Raw genomic sequence first — 12,368 nt, 5'->3', positions numbered from 1 at the left:
CGCACGCGTGCGGCTTCCGATTCGTGTCGGGTGAAGTCGAGCGGTGAGCGATGTCACGCCGCAATGCGCACGGCTTGCGCTGTTTGCCGATTGAATCGATCCGATCGGTGAGTTGCACACCGCGTTCGTACACACCGATCGTCGCTGGTACTGCCCGCGCGGTTCGACCGGTGAGACGCATCACGCGGTAAAGCACACCGCTTCATGCCGACACATGCGTCGCGTCGCGCGATCCCGACGTGCGTGACATGTCGCTTTGCCCGCTGCGAAATCGCGTCGAACGGCTCGAAGCACACAGTCCGACGCGACGTTTCACCGCGTCCCGAAAAATCTCACCTTGCGTGCACCGACTCCCGAATTTCCTCACCGTTAAACGCCGGTGAGGTATACGTCGAGTCGATGCGCACCTCACAGCCCGAGGTCGGACAGCCCCGGATGATCGTCCGGACGACGGCCGAGCGGCCAGCGATAAAGACGATCCTGCTCGCGAATCGGCAGATCGTTGATGCTCGCGTGACGATGTGCCATCAGGCCGTTCTCGTCGAACTCCCAGTTCTCGTTGCCGTACGAACGGAACCAGTTGCCGGCGTCGTCGTGCCATTCGTATGCGAAGCGCACCGCGATGCGATTGCCGCCGAATGCCCACAGCTCCTTGATCAGCCGATAGTCGAGCTCGCGCGCCCACTTGCGCTGCAGCAGCCCGACGATCTCGTCACGACCGGTCACGAATTCCGCACGATTGCGCCACCGGCTTTGCGGCGTATAGGCGAGCGACACGCGCTGCGGATCGCGCGTGTTCCATGCATCCTCGGCGGCGCGCACCTTCTGGCGGGCCGTCTCGAGCGTGAAGGGGGGAACGGGCGGGCGGACTTCGGGGGAAGCGGACATGGGTTGCTCCTGTTCAGGTAATGGCCACGGACGCCCGCGGCCGGTTCGGATTCGCTGCTTCGACTAGCGCGATACCGCGTCGAGCAGCAGTTCGGCCGTCGCGCGCGCATCGCGCGCGGCGTTCGCATCGCCGGTCACGAGCGCCACGCCGATCGCGCCGTCGATCAGCACGAGCCACTGGCGCGCCACGCGCGCAAGCCCGCGGCGCTCGATTCCCGTTGCGTCGGCATACGCATCGAATCGCTCGCGCACGAATGCCAGCAGGCGCGCCTTGTGCACACGTGCGACGACGCGCACGGGATCGTCCGCGTCGGGAATCTCGCCCGCAGCATTCAGGAACGCGCAACCGTGAAAATCGGGCTGCCCGAACCAGTCGCGCAGCACGTCGAACATCGCGAGCAGCTGCGCGCGCGGCGCGTTGCCGCGCGCAAGCGTTGCATCGACGAACCAGCGCATCCAGCGTGCGTCGCGACGCTCGAGCGCGGCCACGACCAGCGCCTCTTTCGATTCGAAATGCGTATAAAAGCTCTTTCGTGCCGCGCCGGATCGCTTGACGATCGCGTCGACGCCGGTCGCATGGATGCCGCCCGAATAGATCAGCGCTTCAGCCGCATCGAGCAGCCGGTCGCGAACGCCCGGTTCGCCGGAGGGGTCGTGTGGTGTGTTCATGGGTTTACGGTAGAACGATCGTTCTCCGCCGTCAACACCCGCGCGAAAAAGCCCTGTCGACGGGAGGGCTGAATCGCGGCCCGGCCGGATGAGGCGGGCCGCCGCGTTTACGACATTTTTTCTTGAAGCGGGCCCGCGACGCTCACTACACTGCGGTCACCCTGTCTGGGCGAAAGGACATCATGCAGCGACCGGAATCCGCGCGCCCCGCGCGTGCCTATGCGGCTTATGCCAAGCGGCTCGACGGCCGCATCGTCGTGCGGCGCTTCGACCCGCGCAACGATTCGTACGACACGTTGACCGCGCTGCTGCATCGCGCGTTCGCACCGCTCGGCGCGCTGGGCTTGAACTGCCCGTGCGTCGATCAGCCGGCTGCGGCGACGCGCGAACGCGTGCTCACCGGCGAGTGCTTCGTCGCGCTCGGCAACGCACATCTGGTCGCGACGATGACGATGTATTCGCACGATCCCGATTCCCGTTGCGATCCGTACCGCAGCCGGCACGTTGCGACGCTCGGCCAACTGGCCGTCGATCCCGTCTGGCAAGATCGCGGCATCGGCCGCGCGCTGCTCGCCTTCGCGCAACGGCGAGCGGCCGCGCGCGGCGCGACGCACCTCGCACTCGACGCGCCGTACGCGGCGGTGCGGCTCATCGATTTCTATCGCCGCGAAGGCTTTCAACCGGTCGACGTGATGCGCTTTCCGGGACACAACTACGACAGCACGATCCTGTGCAAATCCGTCAGCATTGCGAACGGTCGCTTCGTTGCCGGCGATACGATGCAGATCGACGTCACGCGGCACGCGGGTGCGGCTTCATGAAGCACGATATGCCGAAGCACGACAGCAGCGACGATCGCGCCCGGCTCGCCGTCCGGCAGGCACGCGTGCGCGCGGCGCTGCGGCTGCGCGGCGTGATCAAGCTGACGATCGTGGCGATCGCGGTCGCGCAAGCGCTGGCGTTCGCGTTCGACAGCCTGCTGGTCGCGGCCGGTTTCGCGCCGGAGGCCGCGACGGTGCTGCTGTTCCGCTTCGTGACGTGCGCGCTCGTCAGCTTCTGGCTTCAGGGGGATGCGTTGCGTGCGTATCGGTACGCGACGCAGCACGGGTTCGTCACCGGTCCCGGCGCGCACGGCGAACCGGTCGAAGTCGCACCGCAGTGCCCGAAGCGCTGGCTCGTCGTGTTGAGCCTTCAGCTCGACCCGCGCGGGTTGAACGGTGAGCGGATCAGGTAATGGCCTGCGCACCGATCGAAGTCGATCGAGGTCGATCGCTTCGCGCACGAGTGAGTAGCAATGTCCCGTGGGAGCTCACGGTTGATGGAGCGGGTCGGCACGACATCGGGTAGCGTGTATCGTGAACGACCGCGCGGCAAGCGCGACCAGCGCGGCAGGAAAGCGTGTGAAAGAGAGGGAACAGGCGCGAAACGGCGTGATGGCAAGAAACGTGGCGGCTGGCGACAGGTGAAGTGAGCGTGCGTTGGCGGGTCACCGAAGTGCAATCGCATCGCGATTCGGCGCGCAAACGCAGCTCCCGAATAATCTCACCTTGAGCGTGACTTCGCGCGTTTCGGCTTCGAATACGCGGACGTAAACGAAAGCGGGGCAGGCGGTGAACACACCACGCTGCCCCTGCGGCACTCAGGCCGTCCAGTCGAGAATCACCTTGCCGCTTTCACCGGACAGCATCGCGGCGAAGCCTTTCTCGTAATCGTCGGCCGCAAAGCGGTGCGTGATGATCGGCGACAGGTCGAGGCCGCTCTGCAGCATCGCGACCATCTTGTACCAGGTCTCGAACATCTCGCGGCCGTAGATCCCCTTGATCTCGAGCCCCTTGAAGATCACCTGGTTCCAGTCGATCGCCGTCTGCGCGGGCGGAATGCCGAGCAGCGCGACCTTGCCGCCGTGGTTCATCGCCTCGAGCATGCTCGTGAACGCGCTCGGCACGCCCGACATTTCGAGGCCGACATCGAAGCCTTCGGTCATGTGCAGGTCGGCCATCACGTCGCGCAGCGACTCGCGCGCGACGTTGACCGCGCGCGTCGCGCCCATCTTGCGCGCAAGTTCCAGCCGGTAGTCGTTGATGTCGGTGATCACGACGTTGCGCGCGCCGACGTGCTTCGCGATCGCGACGGCCATGATGCCGATCGGGCCCGCGCCGGTGATCAGCACGTCTTCGCCGACGAGGTTGAACGACAGCGCCGTGTGCGTCGCGTTGCCGAACGGATCGAAGATCGACGCCAGATCGTCGGAGATCTCCGGCGGAATCTTGAACGCGTTGAATGCCGGAATCGCCAGATACTCGGCGAACGCGCCTTCTCGGTTCACGCCGACGCCGACCGTGTTGCGGCACAGATGCCGGCGCCCCGCGCGACAGTTGCGGCAGAAGCCGCACGTGATGTGGCCTTCGCCGGACACGCGATCGCCGATCGCGAAGCCGCGCACCTCCTGTCCCATCTCGACGATCTCGCCGACATACTCGTGACCGACGTGCATCGGCACGGGAATCGTCTTCTGCGCCCAGTCGTCCCACTTCCAGATATGGATGTCGGTGCCGCAGATCGCGGTGCGGCGGATCTTGATCAGCACGTCGTTGTGGCCGACTTCGGGACGCTTCACGCGCGTGAGCGTGAGGCCGGGGCCGCGTTCGAGCTTTGCCAGTGCTTTCATGGTCGCGCCTCCGTCAGATGATGCCGAGCGACTTGCCGACGCGCACGAACGCGGCGACCGTCCGGTCGATCTGCTCGGGCGTATGCGCGGCGCTCATCTGCGTACGGATGCGCGCGCGCCCGCGCGGCACGACGGGGAACGAGAATCCGATCACGTAGACGCCTTCGTCGAGCAGCTTGTCGGCCATGTTCGTCGCGAGCTGCGCGTCGCCGAGCATCACCGGGATGATCGGATGCGCGCCCGGCACGAGCGTGAAGCCCGCTTCGGTCATCTGCTTGCGGAACCGCGCGCCGTTTTCGCGCACGCGCTCGCGCAGTTTCGCGCCTTCGTCGCTGCCGAGCAGTTCGAGCACCTTCAGCGATGCCGCGGCGATGCTCGGCGTGAGCGTGTTCGAGAACAGGTACGGGCGCGAGCGCTGGCGCAGCAGCTCGATCACCTCGCGACGCGCGGCGACGTAGCCGCCCGATGCGCCGCCCAGCGCCTTGCCGAGCGTGCCCGTGATGATATCGACGCGCCCTTCGACGCCGCAGTGCTCGGGCGTGCCGCGGCCGTGCGTGCCGATGAAGCCGACCGCGTGCGAATCGTCGACCATCACGATCGCGCCGTAGCGGTCGGCGAGGTCGCAGATGCCTTTGAGGTCGGCGATGATGCCGTCCATCGAGAACACGCCGTCGGTCGCGATCAGCTTGTGGCGCGCGCCCGCCGCATCGGCTTCCTTGAGCTTCGCCTCGAGATCGGACAGGTCGTTGTTCTTGTAGCGGAAGCGCTTCGCCTTGCAGAGACGAACGCCGTCGATGATGCTTGCGTGGTTCAGCTCGTCGCTGATCACCGCGTCGTTCTCGTCGAGCAGCGTTTCGAACAGCCCGCCGTTCGCGTCGAAGCAGCTCGAGTAGAGGATGCTGTCCTCGGTGCCGAGGAACGCGGCCAGTGCGCTTTCCAGTTGCTTGTGCACGGTTTGCGTGCCGCAGATGAAGCGGACCGATGCCATGCCGAAGCCGTCCTGGTCGAGCCCGGCCTTCGCCGCGTCGATCAGGCGCGCGTCGTTCGCCAGACCCAGATAGTTGTTCGCGCAGAAATTGAGCACGCCGGCACCGCCGGCGAGCCTCACGTCCGCCGCCTGGGGACTCGCGATCTCGCGCTCGGTCTTGTAAAAACCGTCCGCGCGGATCTGGTCCAGCGTCCCGCGCACCTGGGCGAGAAAGGCATCACGCATCGCAAAGCTCCTGACAGGGTTTCGCATTCCGCAACGCGCCACTCGTGGCGGCGGCGCAACGGCCTGCTACTGTTATAGTCGGTCGTTCGGTTGACCGCATTTATCCGATATTCCGAACTAAAATTCGAAATACCGAACAACTCTAAGCGAACGGAATCCAAATGGCAAGTTCCCCCGGTTCGCGGCGCACGCCCGCCAGCACCGCCCCGCAACCGCCGGCCGCCACGCCGCCGCGCGTCGGCGAGCAGATCCAGCGGCTGCGCAACGAGCGCAAGCTGACGCTCGACGACCTGTCGCGCGCGGCCGGCGTATCGAAATCGATGCTCTCCGAAATCGAACGCGACAAGGCCAACCCGACGATCGCCGTGGCGTGGCGCCTGACGAACGCGCTCGGCATCACGCTCGACGAGCTGTTCTCGCAGCCGAAGGCGCCCGAAACCATCCGCGTGGACGGCCCGCACGACATTCCGACGCTCGCCGGCCACGACGGCCGCTACCAGTTGCGCGTATGGGGCCCGATCGACCTCGCCGGCAAGTTCGAGTGGTACGAGCTGACGTTGCCGGGCGGCGGCGCGTTGATATCGAACGCACACGAGCCCGGCACGCGCGAGCACCTCACCGTGCTGCAGGGCGCGATGGAGATCGAAGCCGCGGCGGCCAGCCGGCGCCTGAAGGTGGGCGACACCGCGCGCTACCCGGCCGACGAGCCGCACGCGATCCGCAATCCCGGCAAGGCCGAGGCGCGCGCACTGCTTATCGTGATACACCGCTGACGGCACGAATAGCTGGCCGAACGGCCAGGGGGATCTGTCGCAGGCCAGTTGCGGAAATCACTGTATATTTGTACAGTATACGGACATTCCGCCATGCACGGGCCGGAGCCGGCGCACCGAGGCGCCGCCCGGTCGACAGGAGCCTGCAATGACAGAAGAACAAGATTTGGCCGCGCTCAGCTTCAAGGCTGCCGCGCACGACCTCGAGCTGATCGTTCGGCATATCGCCGGGCGCTACATCCGCCAGCGCGTCCCGCTGACGTGGCGCCTGCTGCACGCAATCGAAGCCGAGGCGCTCGCCGATCTCGGCTTTGCCAGCCGGCACGAGGCCGGCATGCGTCAACTGTTCGAACGGCCGTCGGACATGACGTTTCCCGAAACGGACGATCCGATCGACTTCGGGCGCTCGAATGCGCTGCCCGCCGTATTTTCGTTCGCGGTCCTCGCGTACGAAGCGGCGTCGGCGTCGCACGACGCCGCGCATCGCGAGCGTGTTCACCGTCCGTCCAAGGCGTGGGGCGACTGATCGCCGGCCACGGGCTGCCATGCGTGGCGGCCTTGCTCATTTTCTTGCTGCCCGAGACGTTGCGGAAAGGGCTACCATATACGCAACTAACGGAATAAATCACATGTCCCTTCCCGCCTCTCCCGACACCCCGGCACGCCCGGAAGAAACGGACCTGTTCGACCGCGGCGCATCCGACTGGATCGTCTCGCCCGAAGCCGCATTCGATGCGTGGCTCGCGATGCAGGACTATCGCCGCTCGTCGGCCGACGTCTATCGCGCGCAGTGGGGCGCGTTTCTCACGTGGATGCGGGCGCACCAGAAAACCCTCGAAACGGTCGATACCGCCACCATCGCGAATTTCGTCGGCGAACTGCCGATCCGGAAAACCCAACGAATGCGCTATTTACGGCTGATCGAGCGCGTGCTCGACCACATCCGGCGCACCGAATACGCGTCGACCAACCCGGCCCGGTTCATTGCTCAGGATGGCGAAGCGAACTGGCGCAAGGCGCGCGACAACGAACCGACCGGTTTCCTCACGCCGGCCGAGCGCGCGACGTTGCTCGCATACCTGTTTTCACCGATCGGCGTATCGGGTTCCGCGTACTGGAAAGAGCGGCGCGACCGCGCGCTCGTCGCTGCGTTTCTCGGCGCGGGCATCAAAACCGGCGAAGCCCGTGCACTCACGATTAGTTGCATCAATACGAGCGGCACGTCGCTGCGGATCGCGTCGACGCATCCGGATTTCGCGCGCGAAACCCACCTCGCGTCATTCGCGATCGCGCTGCTCGAAGCCTGGCTCACCGAACGCAAGCGTCAGGACATTCCCGGTGAACTCGTGTTCCCGGCCTCCCACACGGGGCGTCCGATGCACAAGGCGACGATGCTGCGCGCGATCGACGCGATCGTCGAATCCGCCGGGCTCACGTCGTCGCGCACCGCCCGCGCGAGCCCGCAAACGCTGCGCAATACCTACGCGGCCGAACTGTTCGAACACGACGTGCCGCCCGAACGCGTCGGCAAATGGCTCGGCTTCGTGCGGCCGGTCTCGTCGAATCGCCTGCATCGTGCGTGGAAAAACTGGCGCGACGGGCTGGCCGACAGCAACGGTGACGCGTCCGACAGCGACGAAACTCACTGATCGCCGAACGGCTGCTCACGCGAAGCGATCCGTGAGCAGCCTCGTGTGGCACAGCCTCACCGTTTCACAGCTCCCGAAAAACCTCACCTCAAGCGTCCCGGATCGTCTCACCTGTGCGGTGCGGCCGAACCTTGCGTCACGAGTGCGCAAAACGGGCGGCCGCTTCGAATCGCGACGGCCATGCGCCCGACGCGTGCTCACACTCGGGGCACGTCACTTCAAAACCATCTTCTCCATGTGACAACTCCGGCTCGCCGTCGCAATGCGGACATTGAGCCGGCACCGGAATGTCGTGATCCAGCGACGTGCCGATCGCGGCAAACGCTTCGGCATCCAGTTGCCCGGCATCGGCCAGGCGACGGATCAGCGCGGCGATTTCCGGATTCATGCCGCGGCTCGCGCGCAATGCGTTCGCCTCGCGCGTCGCACGTTCCAGTTCGTCGCCCTGGGTGCGCAATTGATCTTCGAGCCGGTCGGCGCGCGCCTTCGCCGAACTCAATTGCTGCAGGAAATCGAACTCCTTGCGCTGAACGTCGCGCAAGCCGCTCTGATAGGTCGCTGCCATGCTGCGCAACGAATCCAGCTCGACCAGCATCGGCTTGACGCGGCGTTCGGCTTCGGCCACCGCGTCCTTGATCTGCTGCGCGTAGTGCTCGGTGCGCTGTTGCAGTTCCGCTTGCAGGGCATCGATGCGGTCGCGCAACGTGGCGTTATGAGCCTGTTCGGCTTCGACGCGCACGCCGGCCGCGGCCAGCTCTTTCTCCAGTCGAGCGATTGTGGTGAGCAACGTCGCTTCGCTTGCCGAACCGTGTGTCGTTTGCGACGCGAGCTGGACCTCGAGTTCCGTCACGCGCGCCTGCAATTGCTCGTTTTTCGCTTCGCCGCGCACGAGTGCGGCTTCGAGGGTTTCCTGGCGCACGGTTGCATCACGCAACCGCTGTTCGGCGTCGGCGATGCTGGCGCGAACCTGCTCGCGATCGCCGTCGAGGCTGTCCCGCGCGGCTTTCAACGCTTCTTCATAGAGTGCGCCGAGCAACGCGCCGGCTTTTTCCTCGACGGCTTTCGGGATGGCGGCGCCGTCGAGCCTGACTCGGGAAGCCGAACGGATGCGTTCCCAGAAATGGTCGATGTCTTTTGGGATGTCGCTCGCGCTGCCGGTCTGGGTGAGATCGCGGACGTTGGCAGCCGACGGCCGAATGCCCAGATCGAAGAACAACCGCTTGCACGCGTGCAGCGACAATTCCTGCCGTCGCGCGCCGCTTGCACGCAGCGATTCCAGTTCGTCCCGAATGGCGTGGCGGATTTCGTCCAGGGTCATCGCTGTGCTCACAGACATTGAAATGTGGCAATCATAACGAAATACGTAGCTATCGATACTGATTCCCGGTCGACGTTGTGAATTTACGTCGCTCTGCACAGAAATCAGGGCTGTGAGCGAATCCAGACGACTGTGGTGCAGGATTCCGTGAAACAAAGCGAAGAAAGTGAGCCAAGTCCTTGTCGCGCAAGCATTTTCCAGCAGACCCCGAATTTGGGCATTTGTTTCACATGACGGGGCCTCCGGTCGGCTGCGGGTGTTCAGGGGTTCGGGTGTCTGTGGAAAACTCTGCAGCGGATGGCTTGAGAGTATTAGAAGTAAACACCCTTGAACCCTTAGTTAAAAACGTTAACGCCACGGCACAGCCTTATGCAGCAAGGCTTTCCGGCCGACAAGGTGAAGTTTTACGGGAGCCAAGGTGATCTTCTGCGGGAGCTGACGTGATGGGGTTCAGGGAACTGCGTGAGCCGTTGCGGGAAAGGTCGTGAGCGGATTCGGGATCACAGTGAAATGCAAGTTTTCCCAAAGGTGAGGTTTTTCGGGGCCTCACAGCCACAGAACCCGCGCGGTGCCTGACTGCACAGTTTTCTGCCTGTGCAGACATAGGTGAGAATTTGCAGGACCCTCTTCGTGCCCCGTTTCTGCCCATCTTTTAGGCAGATTCTGTGAAAGGTGAGATTTCACGGGACTCCGCGGTCATTTGGTGTGAGGTTTTCCGGGAAACGAACGCCATTGTGCACAGCAAAAGTGCGCTCGGGGGGCCGTGATGCCCTAAAGGTGAGGCTTTACGGGAGGGAAATCGGGGTTTTCCTGCCCGGATCCCGTTGAGGTGAGCTTTTTCGGGGCCCGGATCACAGGCTGTGATTCGGAGTAAAGGTGAGCCTTTTCGGGAATGGACTGTGCCCAATAATTGGTCATAGGTGAGGCTTTTCGGGAGCTGTGAGCCGCCGGATTCGCCGAAAAGCCCGCCAGGACTGGGAGAAATCTCGTTTTTGCTGTGCCACTTTTTGGCACAGGTGAGATTTTTCGGGGGCCGACACAGGGTTGTCGTATGAAGGATTTCCGTCGAACGGTGAGGCTTTTCGGGGGATGTCCGCCGCGGGCCGCCAAATGCCTTGTGCGCATAAGTATCGGAAGACATTGGGATTTTTGATACCGCGGCAGTTACGGTGAGATTTTTCGGGAGCGATTTCCGTGCCTGTGGGAGCACAGCGATTTTTGGGTAAGGTGAGCGTTTTCGGGAGACTCCGGCAGCGGACCCCGCGTGTGTCGGGCATTCCGCGACCTCCCGACGAATCGACATGCTGTGCTGAAGGTGAGCATTTTCGGGACCAGACCCGGTTCGTGCGCTGTACAATGCGCGCCCGGGCCGGCAAAGGAGGTCCGATCGGCTCGCGCCAGCAAGGTTCACAGGCTTCTTCCGGGATGTCGGACCCATTGCGAATCTCGCCGGAAGTCACGCCTGTACATGCATACAGGCCGACACAAGCCGATCGCGAGGCGCGTTCAACCGGGATCGCAACTCTGTGTCGAACACACAGCGTGCGCAGTCGTAAAATTGCGACAAATCGAAAGGTGAGCCGATACGGGAGCACATTTCGCACGTGTCGCGCACAGGTGAAATTCTGTGAATCGGCGTCTCCCGCAGCACGTCTGGACGAGTCCGGAACGCTGCAAATCCGGACCGGTGAGGGTTTTCGGGAGTGCTTGGGGTGAGTGCCGTTTTGCGCGAGCGCTTCACCCGCTATGGTGAGCATGTCGTTCTGGACGCACATCACCGCAGGCGCTATCCTTCCGGGAAACTTCTCCTCCGACCCGACGTATGGCCACGACGAAGCGCGCCAAGAAAACCGATGTGGATGTGGTGAGTGCCAGTTCTGCCGAATTGCGTAAGGCCGTCGAGGCGATCGCCATTCAGCCGAAGAGCGGCAAGATCACGCTCCTCACTCGCAAGCTGTTCAATGTCCTGCTGGCCGTGGCGCAGCAGGCCGACGACTCGGGCGATACGTATCGTGCGCTGCTGTCGGACATCGTCGCCAACTCCGCTTTCGATTCGAACGACACCGCGCTGGTGAAGGAACACCTGCGCCGCATGGTGTCGGTGCAGGTCGAATGGAGTACGGGCACATCGAGCCAGAAGCCGGGCCGCAAGTGGGGGATCTCGACGCTGATCGCCGACGCCGAAATTCTCGAGGATCCGACGACCCGCCGTGTGTGGGTCGAATTCTCGTTCGCGCCGAAGATCAAGAAGAAACTGCTCGACCCGGTGCAGTATGCACGTCTGAGCCTGCAGTTCCAGAGCCAGCTGCGCAGCAGCGCCGGTCTCGCGCTGTACGAAATCTGCGTGCGCTACCTGACGAATCCGAGCCACCTGACGATGCGCGAGCCGTGGGAATGGTGGCGGCCGATCTTGTCGGGCACGCCCGATACGGAAGCCGGCGACGAGGCGAAGCGCGAGTACAAGTATTTCAAGCGCGACTACCTGCGTCCCGCGATCGCGGAAGTCAACGCGGTCACCAACATCTTCGTCGAGCTGATCGAGCACCGCGAAGGGCGGCGGGTCGCCGAAATCCAGTTCCGCGTGACCGAGCGCAAGCAGCCGATGCTCGCGCTCGACGAACACCCGAACGTGTTCGACAGCACGCTGGTCGACCGGATGGTGAAGCTCGGGATCCCGCTGAAGGAAGCGCAGACGCTCTATGCGGACAGCGAGGAGAATCGCATTCGCGCCGCGCTGCAGATGACCGAGCAGCGGATGCGCAGCACGACGCTGCCGCCGGTGCGCAGCGCGCCCGCGTTGTTCAAGGATGCGCTGAAGAAGGGTTATGCGCCGCCGGTCGAGTCGGTCGACGCACTGCCGGCCGGCACGCCGGCCGCGAAGATGGCGGCGGCCCAGCCGGACGATCTGAAGGCGCGCCTGCTGAGCGAGTTCGCGGCGTTCCGCCGCAAGGAAGCGAAGGTGCTGTACGAAGAGCAGGGCGACGCCGAGCGCGAAGTGGCGCGCGAGTCGTTCGAATCGGAGGCGCTGCCGACGATGGGCTCGCACCTGCGCGACGACTGGCGCAAGCGCGGCCTCGATTCCAAGCTGGCCGAGACGGCCTTTTTCGACTGGCTGGCCCAGAAGACCTGGGGCGAGCCGACGGACGGCGACCTGCTGTCGTTCACGCTGAACCAGTCGCGGGCCGCCTGA

At 64.2% G+C, this 12,368-nt stretch carries 11 protein-coding genes; 6 read left to right on the top strand and 5 right to left on the bottom strand.

Annotated features, from left to right (window positions below; genetic code table 11):
- Positions 1-408: 408 nt before the first annotated feature.
- A complete protein-coding gene (locus WJ16_RS19895; RefSeq protein ID WP_069258836.1) occupies positions 409-888 on the bottom strand; it encodes a nuclear transport factor 2 family protein in 480 nt (159 codons plus the stop codon).
- Between the two features lie 63 nt (positions 889-951).
- On the bottom strand, positions 952-1,557 hold the full coding sequence (locus WJ16_RS19890) for a TetR/AcrR family transcriptional regulator (RefSeq protein ID WP_069258835.1): 606 nt from the start codon (positions 1,555-1,557) through the stop codon (positions 952-954).
- 182 nt (positions 1,558-1,739) lie between these two features.
- On the opposite strand from WJ16_RS19890, the gene WJ16_RS19885 reads away from it, so the two are divergent.
- Together WJ16_RS19885 and WJ16_RS19880 are read left to right on the top strand one after the other, a co-directional pair.
- Complete coding sequence (locus tag WJ16_RS19885) at positions 1,740-2,378, top strand: GNAT family N-acetyltransferase (RefSeq protein WP_069258834.1); 639 nt, start codon at positions 1,740-1,742, stop codon at positions 2,376-2,378.
- Entirely contained in the window at positions 2,375-2,791 is a 417-nt protein-coding gene (locus WJ16_RS19880) for a hypothetical protein (protein ID WP_069258833.1), read from the top strand. Before WJ16_RS19885 ends, WJ16_RS19880 begins: the two co-directional genes overlap by 4 nt.
- 405 nt (positions 2,792-3,196) lie before the next feature.
- Here WJ16_RS19880 and tdh read toward each other — a convergent pair whose 3' ends face one another.
- Complete coding sequence (gene tdh / locus WJ16_RS19875; protein WP_047902093.1) at positions 3,197-4,225, bottom strand: L-threonine 3-dehydrogenase; 1,029 nt, start codon at positions 4,223-4,225, stop codon at positions 3,197-3,199.
- A gap of 13 nt (positions 4,226-4,238) precedes the next feature.
- Complete coding sequence (locus WJ16_RS19870; protein ID WP_069258832.1) at positions 4,239-5,438, bottom strand: glycine C-acetyltransferase; 1,200 nt, start codon at positions 5,436-5,438, stop codon at positions 4,239-4,241.
- 161 nt (positions 5,439-5,599) lie between these two features.
- Between WJ16_RS19870 and WJ16_RS19865 the strand changes: the two genes are divergently transcribed.
- The 3 genes from WJ16_RS19865 (at position 5,600) to WJ16_RS19855 (ending at position 7,860) form a co-directional block, all read left to right on the top strand.
- Positions 5,600-6,211 (top strand): helix-turn-helix domain-containing protein, encoded by a 612-nt coding sequence (locus tag WJ16_RS19865; RefSeq protein ID WP_069258831.1) that lies wholly within the window; start codon positions 5,600-5,602, stop codon positions 6,209-6,211.
- A 148-nt stretch (positions 6,212-6,359) separates the two neighbouring features.
- The gene (locus WJ16_RS19860) at positions 6,360-6,737 is read left to right on the top strand and encodes a DUF2471 family protein (protein WP_069258830.1); all 378 of its coding nucleotides are present in this window, start codon (positions 6,360-6,362) and stop codon (positions 6,735-6,737) included.
- 103 nt (positions 6,738-6,840) lie between these two features.
- Positions 6,841-7,860 (top strand): tyrosine-type recombinase/integrase, encoded by a 1,020-nt coding sequence (locus WJ16_RS19855; protein WP_069258829.1) that lies wholly within the window; start codon positions 6,841-6,843, stop codon positions 7,858-7,860.
- 136 nt (positions 7,861-7,996) lie between these two features.
- Here WJ16_RS19855 and WJ16_RS19850 read toward each other — a convergent pair whose 3' ends face one another.
- Positions 7,997-9,178: a DNA-binding protein gene (locus tag WJ16_RS19850; RefSeq protein WP_069258828.1), complete on the bottom strand. Its 1,182-nt coding sequence runs from the start codon at positions 9,176-9,178 to the stop codon at positions 7,997-7,999.
- A gap of 1,822 nt (positions 9,179-11,000) precedes the next feature.
- Between WJ16_RS19850 and WJ16_RS19845 the strand changes: the two genes are divergently transcribed.
- The gene (locus tag WJ16_RS19845) at positions 11,001-12,368 is read left to right on the top strand and encodes a replication initiation protein (protein ID WP_069258827.1); all 1,368 of its coding nucleotides are present in this window, start codon (positions 11,001-11,003) and stop codon (positions 12,366-12,368) included.

Source organism: Burkholderia metallica, from assembly GCF_001718555.1.
In the GTDB taxonomy this organism is placed as follows: Bacteria; Pseudomonadota; Gammaproteobacteria; order Burkholderiales; family Burkholderiaceae; genus Burkholderia; species Burkholderia metallica.
This window is presented reverse-complemented; position numbering and strand designations above follow the sequence as displayed.

Bases quoted from the DNA above. Each gene is read 5' to 3' on its own strand.
- WJ16_RS19895 (WP_069258836.1), bottom strand. From the start codon at position 888: ATGTCCGCTTCCCCCGAAGTCCGCCCGCCCGTTCCCCCCTTCACGCTC.
- WJ16_RS19890 (WP_069258835.1), bottom strand. From the start codon at position 1,557: ATGAACACACCACACGACCCCTCCGGCGAACCGGGCGTTCGCGACCGG.
- WJ16_RS19885 (WP_069258834.1), top strand. From the start codon at position 1,740: ATGCAGCGACCGGAATCCGCGCGCCCCGCGCGTGCCTATGCGGCTTAT.
- WJ16_RS19880 (WP_069258833.1), top strand. From the start codon at position 2,375: ATGAAGCACGATATGCCGAAGCACGACAGCAGCGACGATCGCGCCCGG.
- tdh (WP_047902093.1), bottom strand. From the start codon at position 4,225: ATGAAAGCACTGGCAAAGCTCGAACGCGGCCCCGGCCTCACGCTCACG.
- WJ16_RS19870 (WP_069258832.1), bottom strand. From the start codon at position 5,438: ATGCGTGATGCCTTTCTCGCCCAGGTGCGCGGGACGCTGGACCAGATC.
- WJ16_RS19865 (WP_069258831.1), top strand. From the start codon at position 5,600: ATGGCAAGTTCCCCCGGTTCGCGGCGCACGCCCGCCAGCACCGCCCCG.
- WJ16_RS19860 (WP_069258830.1), top strand. From the start codon at position 6,360: ATGACAGAAGAACAAGATTTGGCCGCGCTCAGCTTCAAGGCTGCCGCG.
- WJ16_RS19855 (WP_069258829.1), top strand. From the start codon at position 6,841: ATGTCCCTTCCCGCCTCTCCCGACACCCCGGCACGCCCGGAAGAAACG.
- WJ16_RS19850 (WP_069258828.1), bottom strand. From the start codon at position 9,178: ATGACCCTGGACGAAATCCGCCACGCCATTCGGGACGAACTGGAATCG.
- WJ16_RS19845 (WP_069258827.1), top strand. From the start codon at position 11,001: ATGGCCACGACGAAGCGCGCCAAGAAAACCGATGTGGATGTGGTGAGT.